The organism is Algoriphagus aestuariicola (assembly GCF_017254835.1).
Taxonomy (GTDB): Bacteria; Bacteroidota; Bacteroidia; order Cytophagales; family Cyclobacteriaceae; genus Algoriphagus; species Algoriphagus aestuariicola.
Genome location: NZ_JAFKCW010000001.1, coordinates 1,214,794 through 1,231,687 on the forward strand (window position 1 = coordinate 1,214,794; position 16,894 = coordinate 1,231,687).

16 protein-coding genes are annotated in these 16,894 nt (G+C 42.4%); 8 read left to right on the forward strand and 8 right to left on the reverse strand.

Features of this window, described 5'->3' with window-relative positions; all coding sequences use genetic code 11:
- Positions 1 to 2: 2 nt before the first annotated feature.
- The 4 genes from J0A67_RS05195 to J0A67_RS05210 all read right to left on the reverse strand — a co-directional run bounded on the left by J0A67_RS05195 (position 3) and on the right by J0A67_RS05210 (position 5,780).
- Positions 3 to 3,326 (reverse strand): SusC/RagA family TonB-linked outer membrane protein, encoded by a 3,324-nt coding sequence (locus J0A67_RS05195; protein WP_206568200.1) that lies wholly within the window; start codon positions 3,324 to 3,326, stop codon positions 3 to 5.
- Positions 3,327 to 3,493: 167 nt separating this feature from the next.
- Positions 3,494 to 4,534 (reverse strand): FecR family protein, encoded by a 1,041-nt coding sequence (locus tag J0A67_RS05200; RefSeq protein WP_206568201.1) that lies wholly within the window; start codon positions 4,532 to 4,534, stop codon positions 3,494 to 3,496.
- A 140-nt stretch (positions 4,535 to 4,674) separates the two neighbouring features.
- Positions 4,675 to 5,316 (reverse strand): RNA polymerase sigma factor, encoded by a 642-nt coding sequence (locus J0A67_RS05205; RefSeq protein ID WP_206568202.1) that lies wholly within the window; start codon positions 5,314 to 5,316, stop codon positions 4,675 to 4,677.
- Between the two features lie 311 nt (positions 5,317 to 5,627).
- Positions 5,628 to 5,780: a hypothetical protein gene (locus tag J0A67_RS05210; RefSeq protein WP_206568203.1), complete on the reverse strand. Its 153-nt coding sequence runs from the start codon at positions 5,778 to 5,780 to the stop codon at positions 5,628 to 5,630.
- 534 nt (positions 5,781 to 6,314) lie between these two features.
- Here J0A67_RS05210 and J0A67_RS05215 point away from each other — a divergent pair.
- Positions 6,315 to 7,220: an ArdC family protein gene (locus J0A67_RS05215; RefSeq protein WP_206568204.1), complete on the forward strand. Its 906-nt coding sequence runs from the start codon at positions 6,315 to 6,317 to the stop codon at positions 7,218 to 7,220.
- A 252-nt stretch (positions 7,221 to 7,472) separates the two neighbouring features.
- Here J0A67_RS05215 and J0A67_RS05220 read toward each other — a convergent pair whose 3' ends face one another.
- Complete coding sequence (locus tag J0A67_RS05220; RefSeq protein WP_206568205.1) at positions 7,473 to 7,673, reverse strand: hypothetical protein; 201 nt, start codon at positions 7,671 to 7,673, stop codon at positions 7,473 to 7,475.
- A 384-nt stretch (positions 7,674 to 8,057) separates the two neighbouring features.
- Positions 8,058 to 8,927, reverse strand: a complete 870-nt coding sequence (locus tag J0A67_RS05225; protein ID WP_206568206.1) for a helix-turn-helix domain-containing protein — start codon at positions 8,925 to 8,927, stop codon at positions 8,058 to 8,060.
- Between the two features lie 78 nt (positions 8,928 to 9,005).
- Between J0A67_RS05225 and J0A67_RS05230 the strand changes: the two genes are divergently transcribed.
- The 7 genes from J0A67_RS05230 to J0A67_RS05260 all read left to right on the forward strand — a co-directional run bounded on the left by J0A67_RS05230 (position 9,006) and on the right by J0A67_RS05260 (position 14,796).
- A complete protein-coding gene (locus J0A67_RS05230; protein WP_206568207.1) occupies positions 9,006 to 9,566 on the forward strand; it encodes a sugar O-acetyltransferase in 561 nt (186 codons plus the stop codon).
- Between the two features lie 10 nt (positions 9,567 to 9,576).
- Complete coding sequence (locus J0A67_RS05235; RefSeq protein WP_206568208.1) at positions 9,577 to 10,068, forward strand: cupin domain-containing protein; 492 nt, start codon at positions 9,577 to 9,579, stop codon at positions 10,066 to 10,068.
- A 68-nt stretch (positions 10,069 to 10,136) separates the two neighbouring features.
- Positions 10,137 to 11,132, forward strand: a complete 996-nt coding sequence (locus J0A67_RS05240; protein ID WP_206568209.1) for an alpha/beta hydrolase family protein — start codon at positions 10,137 to 10,139, stop codon at positions 11,130 to 11,132.
- Positions 11,133 to 11,241: 109 nt separating this feature from the next.
- Positions 11,242 to 11,652 (forward strand): (R)-mandelonitrile lyase, encoded by a 411-nt coding sequence (locus J0A67_RS23045; RefSeq protein WP_206568210.1) that lies wholly within the window; start codon positions 11,242 to 11,244, stop codon positions 11,650 to 11,652.
- Between the two features lie 73 nt (positions 11,653 to 11,725).
- A complete protein-coding gene (locus J0A67_RS05250) occupies positions 11,726 to 12,889 on the forward strand; it encodes an aldo/keto reductase (protein ID WP_206568211.1) in 1,164 nt (387 codons plus the stop codon).
- A gap of 128 nt (positions 12,890 to 13,017) precedes the next feature.
- Entirely contained in the window at positions 13,018 to 13,764 is a 747-nt protein-coding gene (locus J0A67_RS05255; RefSeq protein WP_206568212.1) for an SDR family oxidoreductase, read from the forward strand.
- A 42-nt stretch (positions 13,765 to 13,806) separates the two neighbouring features.
- Positions 13,807 to 14,796, forward strand: coding sequence for an aldo/keto reductase (locus J0A67_RS05260; protein ID WP_206568213.1), 990 nt, complete (start codon positions 13,807 to 13,809; stop codon positions 14,794 to 14,796).
- Positions 14,797 to 14,947: 151 nt separating this feature from the next.
- On the opposite strand, the gene J0A67_RS05265 is transcribed toward J0A67_RS05260, so the two are convergent.
- Positions 14,948 to 15,637 carry a dioxygenase family protein gene (locus J0A67_RS05265; protein WP_206568214.1) on the reverse strand — a complete coding sequence of 230 codons (690 nt, stop codon included), beginning with the start codon at positions 15,635 to 15,637 and terminating at the stop codon, positions 14,948 to 14,950.
- A 55-nt stretch (positions 15,638 to 15,692) separates the two neighbouring features.
- Positions 15,693 to 16,880, reverse strand: a complete 1,188-nt coding sequence (locus J0A67_RS05270; RefSeq protein ID WP_206568215.1) for an NAD(P)-dependent alcohol dehydrogenase — start codon at positions 16,878 to 16,880, stop codon at positions 15,693 to 15,695.
- Between the last annotated feature and the right edge of the window lie 14 nt (positions 16,881 to 16,894).

A 16,894-nucleotide genomic window follows, 5' to 3' on the forward strand; every position in this document is an offset into this window, starting at 1 on the left:
GTTTAGAAGTTGAGGTTTAATCCCATGGTATAGGTGGACATCTGAGGATACCATCCGCCATCACTGACAGGAGCCTCAGGGTCATACCCTTCATAAAAGTCGGTCACGGTAAACAGATTGCGACCACTGAGATAAACCCTCAAGTTTTGAACCTTGAGTTTTTTCAAAATAGGTTCTGGAAAAGCATAACCCAGCTGCACGCTTTGAAGGCGTAAGTAAGAAGCGTCGCTCATCCAGAAACTGGAGTTCTGCTGGTTGTTGGTCTGGTTCCAGGCCAGTCTGGGGTACCGGGCATTGGGAGTTTCTGGTGTCCAGCGGTCTTTGTGCTGCTCTTGGATCGTGCCTCCTAGGTAGAAGGGCATAATTCCCTGACCAAACAAATAGCCGTCTGCTTGTCCCACTCCCTGAAAGAATATAGAGAGGTCAAAACCCTTGTAGCCACCATTGAGTTTTAGACCATAGGTGTATCTGGGAATGGGACTCCCGATGATGGCCAGGTCTTGATCATTGATTTTTCCGTCTTCGTTGAGGTCTTTGTATTTGATGTCACCGGGCGCGATCATGCCGAATTGCGTAGCATGATTGTCCACTTCCTCCTGTGATTGGAAAAAGCCATCGGCAACGTAGCCAAAAAAAGATCCGATGGAGTGGCCTTCCCTGTTGACAGTCAATCCAGTGTTTTCTATACCCTTCAGATCGATGATCTCATTTTTCACATCGGAAAAATTGGCCATGATTCCGTAGCTGAACTCGCCTATTCTGTTCTGGTAGTTCAACATGATTTCGTAGCCCGTATTGAGTACTTCACCGGCATTTTGATAAGGCGCGGTCAGTCCCAGGGTGAGGGGAATGTTCAGTGTAAGCAAAATATCACTGGTTCGTCGCTGATAGTAGTCGAAGGTCACATCCAGCTTGCCCCACAGATTGGCATCTAACCCAAAATCGATGGTTTCCGAAGTCTCCCATTTGATGTCTTCGTTGGCCATATTGTTCAGCGCAGCCCCGGGCGATATCACCCCGTCGAAGGTGTAGTCCTGTGCAGTTCCCCCCAGCGAAATAAACGCTGCGTAGGGATACAGTCCGATGTTTTGGTTTCCGAGTCGCCCCCAGGAAGCCCTGAACTTCAGCTCATCGATCACATTGCTCGTTCCGGCCATAAAAGCCTCCTCGGACATTCTCCACCCGGCAGAGAAAGACGGAAATAAGCTGGCGCGATTGCCGTCCGCAAACCTCGAGGATGCATCTCTTCTGAGGTTTGCTTCAAACAGGTAGCGCTCGTCAAAATTGTAGGTAGCACGTCCAAAAACAGACTGAAGAGCCCAATGGGTTGCCGATCCACCTGTTTGTTCGTTGAGCCGGTTTCCGGCATTGATTTGCTGATAGTCCGGCAGAGGAAAGACTTCTCTGTAGGCTGAGATCCACTGGTTGGTTTGGTCTTCCTGCTGATAGCCACCGGTAAATCCTACCATGTGAACGTCATTGAAGGTCTTGTTGAAGTTGATAAGTGCTCGGAAGTTATTGTACCATTCTCGGGTGTATTGCTCGGTCAATGAATTGCGCTGAGGGACAAAGAATGTAGGGGTCTCACCGTCCCGGGCATAGGTCTGGGTGATATTCGAAAAGCTTTTGATGTGTGGGTTCCACAGTTTCGGAGCGTACATAACCTCTGCTGACAGCCAGTCAGTGAAGTTGTAGTTTGCCCGGAAGTTGAGGATAGCATCAAGATTTTCCTCGACCCGCAAACCGCCGTCCTGGGCTCTAGCTAGCGGATGGTCGCCATTCCACCCTTCTCCATAGCGGCCGTTTGATAGGACACCAACCTCATTTGCCGGGATTCTCCTCATCCAGTGAAAAACATAGGAAGTGCCGCTTGAGGGCTCTGTCTGGGTGGCTTTCCGCAAAAAGATGTCTGCAGACACCTTGAGCTTTTCTGTGACTTGAAGGTCAGAATTAAATCGTAAATTCAGTCGTTTAAAGCTGGTATTGGGGATGATACCATCTTGATCCAAATAGTTGAATGAACCCAGGATCTTGGCTTTTTCGCTTCCCGAATTGATACTGACATTGTGGCTTTGCATGAATGCGGAATTGGCCATAGTCAGCTCCTGCCAGTCGGTGTCCGGATATTGGTCGGAAGGCATCCCTGCTTGGTAGTCGGCCAGAAACTGCTCAGAATACTGCGGATCGTTGCCAATGTTTGTAAATGCCTCGTTAGCCAACAGCATGTGGTCCATTGCCCCGACGATTTCGGGCTGTCGGGTTGGCACTTGGACGCCTGCATACATGTTGTAGCTGACGCTTACTCCTTCTTTTGCTCTTTTTGTGGTAATTAGTACTACACCATTTGCAGCCCGAGAACCATAGATGGCTGCCGACGCTGCGTCCTTCAATACGGAGATGCTTTCGATTTCATTCGGGTCTACGTTGTTCATATTGGTTTCCACGCCATCGACCATAATGAGGGGATTCGAGTCTCCGAGCGTGCCGATTCCTCTGATTCGGATATTTCCGCCATCCTTTCCAGGTTGTCCGCTCCTCTGGGTGACGGTGACTCCCGGGGCTACCCCTTGGAGTACCATGGAGGACTGTCCGACAGGTTGGTTTACAATTTGGCCGGATGAAATAGCACTGACGGCGCCGGTCAGATTGACTTTCTTTTGGGTACCATATCCCACTACTACGACTTCTTCTAGCGCCGATAGATTCTCCAGCATCGTAACGTTGATCTCGCTTTGATTGCCGACTTCGATCACCTGTTGTTCGTAGCCTATAAAGGAGAAAACTAATACGCCGCCAACTGGCACATCCAGCGAATAGTTGCCGTCCACATCCGATACGGTCCCTTGGGTAGTGCCTTGGACGATAATCGTCACCCCTGGAATCGGAGCTCCAGATTGATCCTTGACCACCCCTGTTACTTGTATCCCGTCCTTCTGAGTAGAGACTGAAATAAAGGGTAGTTTCGGGTCTTCTTTTACATCTATGCCATTGTTTACCTGTCGGAATCTCAGGTTGGACTGGAGAGATACTTGTCGGAGAAAGTTTTCCACAGAGCCTGCCTTGCCCTGTAGATGGACTACTGTGGATGGATTGATGAGTGAGTTGTCGTACAAGAAACTGAAAGGAGTTTGCCTTTCGATGGATTTGAAGAACTGTCCTAAGGTGATGGACTCTTGTTCAATTTTCACTTGCACTTCCTCGATCGATCTGTACTGCCCGCTAGCACTTGTGGCTAACACGAAGTTTAGGGCCATCAGCTGTATTATGAAGCCATACAAGAAGTACTTGGACAACATGTATATTGTCTTTTGTAAGTTTAATTGCATAATTTTGAGTGGTTTATTGAAAATTTCATTAAACTAGGTCTGGTGGGTTTTTCCTATTCCCCAATAGATTATCCACCCCCAGACTGCAACTAAAGCCAACTGGTTTTCCAGTTGGCTTTTCTGTTAAGAATCATCTATGTAGCTAGAAGTCATGTGTAGATGGGTTATTAGTTGAAAATTAGTTTGACTGTCTTGTGGTCTATGCTATAGGTGAAGTTTTCGATATTGGACATGCTCTTCAATACATTGTCGAGCGTTTGGTTTTCAAACTTTCCGTTGAATTGCCACTCTCTGTCGGGACGACCCACCAGGGTGATCTCCACACCGTACCACCCTTCTAGGTCTTCCTTCACCTCGCCGAGGGTGGATCTGTTGAAAATCAATTTTCCAAACCGCCAACCCAATACCTGATCCTGAGAAAATGAAGTGACTTTGGATTCTCCGGTGGTTTTTTTATAAGTAAGCTCCTGCCCAGGATCGAGATACACGTACCTGCTATCCTGTGTGCCTATTACCGAGACTTTTCCGGTTACCAGTGCGACGTGGATTTCATTTCTGTGTGTGATGTTGATATTGAAAGTGGTGCCAAGAGCAGTGGTGATCAAATCGTCGGATAAAACCTGGAAGGGTTGCTCTGGATTTTCGCTGACCTCAAAAAATCCCTCTCCTTTTAGTTTTACCAATCGAACGGTAGAATCAAACGTCTCAGGGTATTCCAGACTGCTTCCTGAATTGAGCCAGACAATGGTCTGATCGGGAAGTCTGAAATTGAGCTTTTCGCCAGCGTTGGTGGATTTAGTCACCCAGCGAGCACTTGTCTGGGTGGGTTGTTCTTGATTTCTGGTGCCAACTTTTAGAAGAAGAGTGGAGAGCAGCGCTACGCCAACCAGTATTGCCGCAACGCGTGAAAACTGCCAAATACCTTTCGTGCCGGAGGATGACTCTGGCCGCAAACTGTGGGAAGCGATAAGCTTTTCGGCCTTTGTCTCCCGGAGAATGCTGTTTAGTACTTCTCTTTTGGTGGCCTCGGACGCAGATTTGGAGGGGAATTGCAAGCCTAGAATTGCCTCCCGAGCCAGCTTCACATCCCCAATCCGGCCTGGATTGGCTTCCATCCAGCTTTTCCAAAAGGTGGACAGTTCATGGTCGGGGTTTTTTACCCACCTGATGAATTCTAGATTTTCCAGCAGGTCGTTGATTTGACTCATTCAGACTAGTGTTAAAAATTGGCTACACTAGATAAAGGAGGAGAAGGTCAAAACAACGCCAAAAAATATTGACTATTTTTTATAAATGTCGAAATATTCAAGATGCTGGAGACTGGAAGGTGGCGGTAATTATGGTTAAGTCAATGAAAAGGCAGAATAAAAGCAGGTAGAAATCCCAAGGTGTCTCGAAGGCACTTTAGCCCTTTGTAGACCAAATCCCTCGCGGACTTGGCATCAGAGAGCTCCATCAACTCCGATACTTGCTGATAGGACATGCCCTCGTAAAAGACGTAGTAAATGGCTTCTCTTTTTCTTGGGGACAGCGTTCTGATCGCGGCGTTGATTTCTTCTGTTTTCTCCCGGTCAATCTGCTTGTCGATTAGCGTCTGCTCATGGGAAAATGTGATCTCAAAACTTTGCCGCATATCTAGGTTCTCCCTGAGATTTGCCCAGTTTTTAACCTCTCGAAAAATCCTTCTTTTTAGGCATTTGAATAGATAGAACTTAATGGAGTCGGTATCTCCCAGAGAACTACTGTTTTTTTTTAGATCCAAAAATATATCGTGAATGGCATCTTTGATCAGATCTTCGTCGCTGTTGATCCGCAGTCCATAGCTGTATAGACTGTCAAAGAATCTCTCATAGATGAGGATGAAAGCGGAGTTGTTGCCAGACTTGAATGCAGCCCACAAGTCTCTTTCCTCGGCAAGCGGTATTGCTTCCTGTTTTTCAACAATGTTAGTCTCCCGCGCTAGCGTGGGATTTGTCAGGTTATCAATCATTTGGGCCTCTTGTAGATTCAATAAAGGGATTTTTTTCCAATAAAATGCATGTTGAAAAGCTTTATGAAAATCAAACAGTATCCGTGAACTTGAATATTCAAATTTTCTTTAGACGTTTTCGCCAAGAGCTTTCAACTTCACACGGCCATACATTCAATCCGCTTTATTTTTCTGTTCTGCCGAGTCTAAAACAGTGCAAAACCACACCCGGATCGCGCTCCGTTCCTACCTTTTTCAAATGACAGCTTACTTTGCCGCAGTCTTGGATAGGTTTACTACTCCCCGCGATCACAGTCTCACTTTATTTTCCTTCACCCATTCCCGACAGATCTGGGAATGGGGCGGTCATTCAGCTCGACAGTGATCCAGTCCTCAATCCCCACCTCCAGCACTTTTCCCTTCCCTTCCCTTCTAGCGTTGGTGCGGTTAAAGAGCTTTCGGTTTCCCACGGCCACACATTCCATTCGCTAAAATTTCTTTAAGCCAAAACAGTGGCTCCAAAGAAATCCGCTCTTGGAAAAAGTGGCCCAATCCTCCTTTAGGGGGGCAAGCCATTTTTCGCTTTTCTGCTCCTTCCGTCTGGGAGCGTTTTTCTTCCAAGTGGGTTTTCTGATCCGTTCCGGTTTTTTTTTCTGGTGTCAATTCCGTCCAACCAAGCAAAGGTGAAAACCTGATGCTGGAATCGTCAAAAATCCGCTTCGCCCTTCCGCAAAATGACGGTTTCCTACGGACTGCCTCCGACATTTTTCTTCAGGTTTTTGCCATATCCATCTCCAGCTTTTCCAGAAAACGCTTGTCGGTCGGTACCTCAACACCAGTGGATTAAAAAAAATGTCACTACTCAGCCAAATATCCCCACTCTCCCAGAAAAACCAAGCTACCCTGACTCCAGGGAAAAGCTCTGGATTTGTCGGGTCGATGTTCCTTACATCCTTGGATATGATGGGGGATTCTTTGGCTCTAGCTGGCTCTTTTTCAACACTTAAAACACCATCAAAATGACAGCTTGGGAAAACTTTAACAAACTAGCGGAAACCGTCACCAACGAAATCATCGAAGGTATCCAAAATGAAAACCTCACATGGGAGCAAGTCTGGAATCCGAAAAATGTACCTAAGAACTTTGCATCAAACCGTCCTTATCTAGGCTTCAATGCGCTATGGCTTGCCTGGGTGACAATCTCCAAGAAATTCAGCCATCCCTACTTTCTTACCTTTAAACAAGCAAAACAGCTGGGAGGAAATGTCATCAAAGATCAAAAGGGGACAAAGGTAGTTTTCTGGAAGATCTCCAAATTCGTCAAAGGGCAAAATACCAACGAAGCCGGAGAAGACGAAGATGTCTACCGTCGGAAATTCACCCCTTTTATCTGGACGGTCTTCAATATCGACCAAATCGAAGGAATTGATTTTTCTTTCATAGAAACAGCAGAGCGGGTATTTTCACCCATCGAAAGCTGTGAACACATCATCTCAGGATTTAGCGATTGCCCAAAAATTGTCCACGAAGGTGACGATGCCTTTTACCATCCTGTCATGGACTATATCAATATGCCAAACAAAGAATCCTTCAAAGGAGACGAGCAGTACTATTCTGTTCTTTTTCATGAGGCAGTCCATTCAACTGGCCACACCAGCAGATTAGGTCGTTTTGCTGAAAGACCGGCTTTGGTAGGTTTTGGCTCAGTGGAATATTCAAAAGAAGAATTAATCGCGGAAATGGGAGCAAGTTTCCTAAATGCCTATACAGGAATCAAAGATACCAACTTCAAAAATTCTTTGGCCTACTTGAAAGGGTGGATGAAGCCATTAAAAGACGATCCAAAAATGCTGATCTATGCCGCCCAGAAAGCACATAAAGCAGCAAATTACATTCTAGGAATTGAATCAGAAGGGGAGGGGTAATTCCTCCTTTTTTTTGGCATCTAAGATTTCGTAAATTCAACATTGATAATCCTAAACCGTTAAGCCTAGAATGATAAACTCTTTGCTGACTGTAGCCTTTTTTCTTGGAGTTGGATTTTTACTTTCCCTGATCCAGGGTGCTCATTTGAAAAAGCCCTTCCTTTCGACAATGGGCTTTCGGCTGGTTAGTTTCGCTTCGTTCTGCTTTTTTCTGCTCGGATCTTTTGCTTCGTTGAAGTTCCTTTTCGGGTTCTAGAGTTTATCGAGGATTTCCCGAATCAGCCGCTCTTTGTCCAGTTCTTTTTTTCTTTTTGACCGCAAGCTTAGCACGTAAAGAATCCAAATCCCCCAAGCTACCGCAAAAAGAGGAAAAGGGTTTTCCGCACCCAACGCACCGATCATCGCAATGAAGCTTATGAACACGGTTCCCAAAAATTTGATTACTGACCACATATTCAGATGGTTTTGTGAATAACTAATATACTCATTAACGGGTAATAGCCGAAACCGTTGTCTTTTTAAAGAGTAAATAAGTAAAGATGTTTTTATATAAAAAATAGAATGTGTTTTAGATGAATGAAAAAGTTTGATGGTCTTAAAAATTTTGCTTTCTTAAGCTTCTATCAAAATCGAAAATCGTAATTCAATATCCAGAAACGTAAGAAGCTCAAATTAAAGCTGCAGTGTCATTTGGAAAAATTTGATTTGATTGAATTCATATTTGTTTATTAATATCTCATTCAAAATATACTTTTCCCATTTTTTCATGCTGCTTCTGTTCTATAAAGCTATAAGTTACAGTCAGTAGTTTGTTTTTCCTGCCTATAAAAATCTCTTCTACCCCAAACGATTTCGGTATTCAGTGGGAGTAAACCCCAATATTTTTTTTACATATCGAGTGAAAAAAGACCGGCTGGAAAATCCCATTTCATCAGAAATCTCTGCAATATTCAATTTTTCATTCTGCAGCATTCGGACAATTCGCTCTCGCGTAAACCTTTGAATCCATTCCGAAGCGGTGACACCAGAGTTTTGCTTGGAAATGGCATTCAGATATTTGGCGGTGATATTGAGCTGATTGGCATAAAACTGAACTTCTCGCTCTGTCATGCAATTATCCTCAATCAACTGCCTGAATCTTTCATAGAGCGTTCCGGTTTGTAAACTGCGTTTCCTGCGTTCATATTCATTGACGAATGTATGCCACATTTCGAAAATGAAAAGTCGCATTTGAAGTTTTAAAGCTTCTTCATAAAAGTGATGTCCCTTGTCCTGGAACTTAGCATTCAGCAATTGGAAATTGGTTAAAATGCGTTTCCGGTCCTTCTTATCATTCAGTGCTTTAACAGGGTATTGTCTGGAATGCAAGGCGGCATCAATCCCCCAGTTTTGGTCTGGGATATTAGAATTAAGAAAATGATTTTCTACGAGTAGAACCGTGGCATTGAACCTCTTTGAAAATTGTAAATCAGCCAAATTACTTCTTGCAAACCAAAATAAAAATTCACCTCCCTTGCAACTCTGATTTAAATCATTGAATTTAAAATCAACCCTACCCCGATGACAAAGTAAATGGGTATGGTAATTTAAGCCAAAGTCACTTGGAAGATCTTCTCTCTTATATACTTTTAGCATGATAATGCGCTGAGGTCTATCTACTTTTTGATTTCCCTGATTCATGGTCACAAGATAAGTGATATTTGACATTAGTCAGGTGATTCGTGTAACAAATGTATTTTGTAGACACTTTAAATTTGCAAGGTCAACCTAAAGCAACTCAAGAGCATGGAATCAAAAACTGTCTTTCAAAGATTAGTACACGGAGAAGCAATTTCACCCAACGATCCGGATGCCCCGAAATTGAGGGAAGCTTCATATAAAACAAAAGAGCTATTGCTCCAGATGAACAATACATCCGATCCTGCAGAAATCAGAAAATTTTTGAGCCGAATAACAAGTAGCGAAATTGATGAAAGTGTTACTGTCTTTACTCCGCTTTATATCAATTATGGGAAGAATATCAAAATAGGTAAAAACGTATTCATCAATTTTGATTGCACCTTTTTGGATTTGGGAGGGATAATCCTCGAAGACAATGTAATGCTAGCCCCTAAAGTATGTCTTCTTTCTGAAGCTCATCCTATCTCCCCAAAGGAGAGGCTAACACTCACATCTGGGAAAATCCATCTTAAGAAGAATGTTTGGATTGGCGCAAATGCTACGATTTTGCAAGGTGTGACCATTGGGGAAAATTCAGTTGTTGCAGCAGGTTCGGTTGTTTCCAAAGATGTACCGAACAATGTTGTAGTAGGTGGAATACCTGCAAAAGTTATCAAAGAAATTTAAAATGGATATAATGAAAACAATAAAAATACTCGCGGTTGCTGCCATACTTCTATTAAGTCATGCTTGCAATACACAAGTTGAGAAAAAAGAAAATACCAAATCATTAATTCCGGAAGAAGCAATTTTCCCAAAGGGTGAATTGGGACCTGCAACAAACTTTACAGGTAATGCTTACAACTTTGGCTTAGTAGAAAATGATTCTGTCTATAATACACTTGCAGGAAATGTCTATTTCGAAAAAGGTGCTAGATCTAATTGGCATGTACATCCAAGTGGGCAAATTCTAATTGTCCTTGATGGTGAAGGATATCACCAACTGGAAGGACAGCCAAAACAAACCATGAAAAAAGGAGATGTAGTTGAGTGTCCGCCTAATGTAAAGCACTGGCATGGAGCCACTGAGAATAACAGTCTTACTCAAATGTACATTTTACCGAAGACGGAAAATGGAATTGTAACCTGGTTAGAAGCTGTGACGGATGAACAATATATCTCCAACTAATTCATGTTTTCCTAAGTAATAATTCATTTCTGTCTATTAGGTGGAAAATATTTAAATCGTTTAAAAATATGTTTATAGAAATAACCAAAATTAGTAGGGCAACGGCAACGGTCTGTTTTGCTCTTATCTCCATGTTTTCTTCAGCACAAAACCTCAGAACAGTTGATGAGAAAAATGATGAATTTATTAATGGATTAGCAGAGTTGATGGCACATTCACTCCGCACACCAATTTTGCGGACGCCAGACCAATACGGAATGGAATACGAAGACATTTTTTTTCCCGCAATAGACGGAGTGGCTTTGGAAGGCTGGTTTATCCCTGCAAAAAATTCCAATAAGCTAATTATATGTAATCATCCAATGCCCGCCAACCGTTATGGTTATCCAGGTCATTTGGATCCTTGGAAAATGTTTGGAGGTTTTGAAGTTAATTTTTTACCCGAATATAAAATTCTCCACGATGCAGGTTACAATATTATTGCTTATGATTTTCGCAATCATGGACGCAGTGGAGAAGGTAATGGTGGTATTGTAGCACATGGTATCGTGGAATATCGTGACATAATCGGTTCATTGCAATATGCCAGGTCAAGACCAGATACAAAAGATATGCAAATAGCACTGTACAGCCGATGTGTGGGTGCGAATTCAACATTTGTAGCAATGGATAAATATCCGGAAGAATTTAAAAACATTACTTCAATGATTGCCTTGCAACCTTCGCCTCCTCGTGCCTTCGTAAAAACGGCAATGGACAATGCCAACATACCAAACGGATATGAATTGTTCGATGAGGCCTTAAAGAAGAAAACCGGCTATGTGTTGGATGATTTCAGACCGATGGAAAAATCCCAGGCTTCCACTATCCCTACAATGGTTGCCCAGGTAAAAGATGATTCTTCAATGCCATTTCATTACGTAGAGGAAATCTACAATAACATATCTGCAAAAGATAGAAAGCTCTTTTGGATTGAGGGAACTGACCAGCGTTTCCAAGGCTATAATTATTTTGGCCAAAATCCAAAGGTGATGTTGGAATGGTTCGATAAGCATTTTAAATAAAACTATTGTAAGTCACTGTAAATGAGTCTACTAAGTGACAGGAAACTGCTTTTTCAAAATGACTTGAATAGTTAGGAGATGAACAGTTCAATTGTAAATATTAATTCAAATGGAAATAAAAAGGTTAGGGTCTCAACCATCAGTAAAAGGTCCAGCAGATTGGTTCACTGGATCTGTTCGTATTAACCATTTATTTCAGCCAAATGGGTATAGACGCGCCGGTGCTGCCGAAGTAACATTTGAGGCAGGTTCACGAACGGCCTGGCACACTCATCCTCTTGGGCAAACCCTAATTGTGTTGTCGGGAATAGGGCTAGTTCAACGTGAGGGCGGACCAATTGAGGAAATCAGGCCTGGTGATGTCGTTTGGTTCGCTCCGGCTGAAAAACATTGGCATGGGGCATCGCCAACCATGGCAATGACACATATAGCCACGCAAGAGGAACTGAACGGAAAAGTCGTGGACTGGATGGAGAAAGTAACAGATGATGAATACGCGGTTCAGAAGCAGATGTCTTAGCATCACTTTGTTTAGAAGCTGTCGCAACAAGCCAAACCTACAAGTAATCAAACCTCTTAAGCGATAATCAACAATGGAAATAAATAGAAAGAACCAGCCAGAAAATAAAGCTGGAGATCCAACCGGAAGAAGAAGCTTTTTAACAACTGCCACCTTATTAGGGTTAGGAGCAATTGCGTCCGGGCCCGTTAAGGGCTCTGAAACATTTTCTCATCCAACTAGAAATATCAAAGCATTAGGTACAATCTTAACCAAAAAGCGCACTCTAGGGTCAAAGAAAAATCCGCTCAATGTTTCAGCCTTACAATTTGGATGCATGGGAATGACTACTGGACGTGGTCTGCATCCTGATTCCAATAGTATGATCAAATTAATCCGGGAGGCGGTAGATCGTGGTTGCGACTTTTTCGATACGGCAGAAGTTTATGGTCCATATGTAAATGAGGAATTGGTTGGAGAAGCACTTGATCCCATCAGAAATCAAGTGGCTATTTCTACTAAGTTTGGTTTTGATATTGGCGGTAAAAATGTATTCAACAGCAGACCTGAGCAGATTCGAAAAGTTGCGGATCAATCCCTAAAACGCCTAAAGACCGACCGTATTGACCTTTTCCTTCAGCATAGGGTTGATCCCAACGTGCCTATAGAGGATGTGGCAGGTACAGTAAAAGATCTTATTAAAGAAGGCAAGGTGCTCCATTTTGGACTATCAGAAGCAGGTGCTGAAACCATCAGAAAAGCACATGGGGTTTGTCCTATAACGGCTGTGCAAAGTGAATATTCCCTAATGACCAGGCTGCCGGAAGATTTTATCTTTTCCACCTTGGAGGAATTGGAGATAGGCTTTGTCGCATATAGCCCACTTTGCCGCGGTTTGTTAGGGGGGACTCTAACCGAATATTCCGATTTGAACACGAATGACATACGGGGCGCATGGCCACGTTTTCAACCGGCAGCAATCAAATCAAATATCCGGATAGTAGAAGTTTTGAATGAGTTTGGGAAGACAAGAGGCATGACTTCTTCTCAGATTTGCCTGAATTGGATGCTTTCAAAATATCCTTTCATCGTACCATTGTTTGGTACAACCAAGCTTTCGCATTTGGAAGAAGATTTACGAGCTGCTGACTTCGAATTATCCGTAGACGAAATTAATGAGATTGAAACCAAAATTGAGGAAATAGGTATTGTTGGTGATCGCTATGATGCGCTTCAACAATCAAGGGTTGAATACTAGACAGTCAGTAACAGCAATATTTATAAAAGATTAACTGAAATTCACCCCTTGACGGGGTGTTTTCTAATAAAGCCGCTATTGATATCTGATTAATATGGCGTAATACTAAACATATATAAAGACCAAAAATGGAAAGTAATATTGAAGGAAAAGTGATAGTAATTACAGGAGCAAGTAGTGGTATGGGCGAAGCTGCTGCAAAACACCTAGCAAATCTTGGAGCGGTAGTAGTATTGGGTGCCAGAAGATTCGAAAATATTGAGAAACTAGCGAAGGAGATTCGGGAAAATGGAGGCAAATCGCTTGCCATAGCTACAGACGTGACGCGGCGTGATCAAGTAAAAAAGCTCGTTGATTCAGCTGTTGAAACATTTGGTCGTGTGGATGTACTGCTCAATAATGCTGGTATTATGCCGCTGTCACCAATAGATCGTTTGAATATGGATGAGTGGGATCAAATGATAGATGTGAACATCAAAGGCGTGCTCAATGGAATCGCAGCCGTACTTCCCCATATGAAAAATCAGAAATCTGGTCATATTATCAACACTGCTTCTGTAGCTGGTCATAAAATATTCAGTGGCTCTGCGGTGTACTCAGCTACAAAATTTGCAGTAAGGGCATTGTCCGAAGGACTTCGAATGGAAGTAAAACCTTATAATATCCGTACTACCATAGTTTGTCCTGGGGCTGTGAAAACTGAATTGTTGGAGCACATTACTGAGGCGGATGTTCAAAAGGCCAACAAAGAATATGTAGGCGCTGTAGGGTTAAATCCAGAGAGTTTTGGTCGTGTGGTAGCCTTTGCAATAAGTCAACCTGAAGACATGGATATAAATGAAATCATCTTTCGTCCAACTGCTCAGGAGCTGTAAATAAGGATGAACTAAATCAACTATTTTTATCAAGATTTAAAAATGGAAAAACGTAAATTAGGAAACAGTGGGTTGGAAGTTTCAGCACTTGGATTGGGGTGTATGGGTATGAGCTTTGGCTATACCCCCATTCCAGATCGAAAGGAGATGATTGCTTTAATTCATAAAGCGGTTGAAATGGGGATTACCTTCTTTGACACGGCAGAAGTTTATGGACCGTTTACAAATGAAGAATTGGTAGGCGATTCACTGAAATCCTTCAGGGGGCAAGTAGCAATCGCGACAAAGTTTGGCTTTAAAGCTGCCCAAGACGGGAAGTGGTCTGAACTGGACAGTCGACCAGAAAATATCAGGCGGGTAGCGGAGTCGAGTCTCAAAAGATTAAAAACAGATGTAATTGATTTATTCTATCAGCATCGGGTAGATTTAAATGTGTCCATAGAAGATGTAGCAGGTACGGTAAAGGACTTGATTCAGGAAGGGAAGGTGAAGCACTTTGGCCTTTCGGAAGCAGGAGCTGAAACCATACGGAGGGCACATGCTGTCCATCCTGTAGCAGCATTGCAAAGCGAATATTCATTATGGCACAGAAAACCTGAACAGGAAATCATGACGACCCTTGAGGAATTAGGCATCGGATTCGTTCCATTTAGTCCATTAGGCAAAGGTTTCCTAACCGGCAAAATTGATGAAAGTACCCAGTTTGATAAAGCTGATTTTAGAAACACACTACCCCGGTTCCAGGAGGAAAATCGAAAGGCCAACCAAGCGATGGTAGATCTGGTTAAAGCAATTGCAATTCAGAAAAATGCGACGCCCGCGCAGGTAGCATTAGCCTGGCTTTTAGCGCAAAAGCCGTGGATCGTACCAATACCCGGCACGACTAAACTACATCGTTTGGAAGAAAACTTAGGAGGAGTGAATGTCGATTTGAATCTTCAAGATTTACACCAAATTAACGAGGCTTCATTACGAATCACAGTTCAAGGAGCCAGATATACTGAAGCTGGTGAAAACCTAACTGGTCGGTAATTGTAAAAAAAAAGGCCATTCTTTATTAAATGGAATGACCTTTTTAATGTTTCCAAAACACTACTTTTTATTTTTAGCACTTTTCCCAACAAAAAGGTAGCACATACATCATTTAATTTTTTTAAATAATAAGGTGAAGGATGGTTACTTTTTATTGAATCGAAATTGTTTTCAAAAGAGTATATCCATCAGTAGTATTTCCTGTAAGGCTGTCAGCCATATTGTGGTCTAAACTATCTGAAAATATTCCGTCTTGGGCATTTGACCTATCCGGAGGTCCATTGTATCCGGCGGTTTGGTAAATTGTTGTATAGTCAGAAACTGGGAAAGCGATTTGTGTTACCAAAAGTGAAATTCCTGTTTCAGATAATACCTCTACATGAACATGCGGTGCTCTACCTGGGTACCATCCCGGGAATATGCTAATGAAAGAAACATGCCCATTTGAATCGGTAGTTTGCCTTCCGCGAAGAAAATTCTGGGATCTGTAGTCTGTAGATTGAAGTTGATTTCCTCCATATTGAGAATAGTTACCTTCACGGTCACAATGCCAAATATCCACCAGAACTCCTTCTACAGGATTGCAATTATTACTTTGATCATTAATAATCAGGTTGATTAATAAAGGAATGCCAGTTCTGTTCCCAATGATATTCGCCTGCGCGAGTTGTGCCGGAGATTGAATAGGAAAAGGCCCTAAAGTTTCTGATGGAGAAACTTCACAGTTGGCCGAATCGAGGTTGTTTTCATCTTCATTTGAGCAGGAGAAAATTGCAGTAGGTAAAGCAACTATGGCTCCTAAACTCAGTGCCCCTGATTTAAGAAACTTCTTTCTTTTCATTAATACGAGATTGGATTCTGATTTTCAAATTGTGGATGGAAGCTAAACTATTAATTTAAATAGTAGCAGCATCGATAACGTATCTGTATCGAGCATCCTTATTTACAACTTTTTCCCACGCATCATTTATTTCTTCTGCTTTAATGATTTCTATTTGTGGATAAATTTTATTTTTAGCACAATAATCCATTACCTCCTGTGTCTCAGGTATTCCACCAATAAGTGAGCCGTTGAAATTTACACGATTGAAAATCATATTGAAATTGTTTATCGTCAATTCACCGTTCACCGGTTGGCCTACTTGTGTAAAAGAACCGTAAGGTTTTACACAATCAATATATGGGGACATTTCATAAGCATAAGGAACTGTAGAAATCATGTAATCAAGCATGCCTTTCATGGGCGTTAAATCTTTTGAGGAATTCACAACAATAACTTCTTTTGCCCCAAAACTTTTGATGTCTTCGATTTTTGATGGGGATGTAGTAAATGCATATACTTCAGCACCTTTTGAAACAGCTAATTTTATAGCCATATGACCTAATCCGCCAATGCCTACAACTCCTACCTTATCTCCCTTTTTGAAGTTAGCTTTCATCAATGGAGAATAGGTGGTAATCCCTGCACATAGCAATGGAGCTGCATATTTCAAGTCAATACTTTCGGGAATTTTTATTGCAAAATGCTCAGTTACCACAATATTGTTAGCATATCCACCCTGGGTAATGCCTGTAGGTGATGTTTCTTGAGGTACACCATAAGTGCCAACCATTCCTGTAGTTTCACAATGATGTTCTTCACCATTTTTACAGCTGTCACATTGCATGCAACTGTCTACCATACAGCCCACACCTGCTTTATCACCAACTTTAAACTTGGTTACATTTTTACCAACTGCGGATACAATACCTGCAATTTCATGTCCAGGAACCTGGGGATATTTCTGTGGTCCCCAATGCCCTTTGATGGTATGGATATCAGAATGACAAATTCCCGAAAATTTGATGTCGATTAAAATATCATTGTCACCTACTGATCTACGTTCGAAATTCCAGGAAACCATTGTTCCATTTACATCTTTTCCTGCGTATCCTTTGGAAGCTATTGTGTTGTCCATATTGGTTTTGGGTTGACTTGTTTGACCGAATAGAGATATGGAAGGGGCCATGAATAAACCTGCTCCTATTGCTGAAGATTGTTGAATAAACGTCCTACGTGCTGAAGTTTCGATTTTCTTTTTCATGTCTTTCTTTTTTG

Excerpts from the sequence above, each read along its gene's own strand:
- J0A67_RS05195 (WP_206568200.1), bottom strand. The coding sequence starts at position 3,326 with ATGCAATTAAACTTACAAAAGACAATATACATGTTGTCCAAGTACTTC.
- J0A67_RS05200 (WP_206568201.1), bottom strand. The coding sequence starts at position 4,534 with ATGAGTCAAATCAACGACCTGCTGGAAAATCTAGAATTCATCAGGTGG.
- J0A67_RS05205 (WP_206568202.1), bottom strand. The coding sequence starts at position 5,316 with ATGATTGATAACCTGACAAATCCCACGCTAGCGCGGGAGACTAACATT.
- J0A67_RS05210 (WP_206568203.1), bottom strand. The coding sequence starts at position 5,780 with ATGGAATGTGTGGCCGTGGGAAACCGAAAGCTCTTTAACCGCACCAAC.
- J0A67_RS05215 (WP_206568204.1), top strand. The coding sequence starts at position 6,315 with ATGACAGCTTGGGAAAACTTTAACAAACTAGCGGAAACCGTCACCAAC.
- J0A67_RS05220 (WP_206568205.1), bottom strand. The coding sequence starts at position 7,673 with ATGTGGTCAGTAATCAAATTTTTGGGAACCGTGTTCATAAGCTTCATT.
- J0A67_RS05225 (WP_206568206.1), bottom strand. The coding sequence starts at position 8,927 with ATGTCAAATATCACTTATCTTGTGACCATGAATCAGGGAAATCAAAAA.
- J0A67_RS05230 (WP_206568207.1), top strand. The coding sequence starts at position 9,006 with ATGGAATCAAAAACTGTCTTTCAAAGATTAGTACACGGAGAAGCAATT.
- J0A67_RS05235 (WP_206568208.1), top strand. The coding sequence starts at position 9,577 with ATGAAAACAATAAAAATACTCGCGGTTGCTGCCATACTTCTATTAAGT.
- J0A67_RS05240 (WP_206568209.1), top strand. The coding sequence starts at position 10,137 with ATGTTTATAGAAATAACCAAAATTAGTAGGGCAACGGCAACGGTCTGT.
- J0A67_RS23045 (WP_206568210.1), top strand. The coding sequence starts at position 11,242 with ATGGAAATAAAAAGGTTAGGGTCTCAACCATCAGTAAAAGGTCCAGCA.
- J0A67_RS05250 (WP_206568211.1), top strand. The coding sequence starts at position 11,726 with ATGGAAATAAATAGAAAGAACCAGCCAGAAAATAAAGCTGGAGATCCA.
- J0A67_RS05255 (WP_206568212.1), top strand. The coding sequence starts at position 13,018 with ATGGAAAGTAATATTGAAGGAAAAGTGATAGTAATTACAGGAGCAAGT.
- J0A67_RS05260 (WP_206568213.1), top strand. The coding sequence starts at position 13,807 with ATGGAAAAACGTAAATTAGGAAACAGTGGGTTGGAAGTTTCAGCACTT.
- J0A67_RS05265 (WP_206568214.1), bottom strand. The coding sequence starts at position 15,637 with ATGAAAAGAAAGAAGTTTCTTAAATCAGGGGCACTGAGTTTAGGAGCC.
- J0A67_RS05270 (WP_206568215.1), bottom strand. The coding sequence starts at position 16,880 with ATGAAAAAGAAAATCGAAACTTCAGCACGTAGGACGTTTATTCAACAA.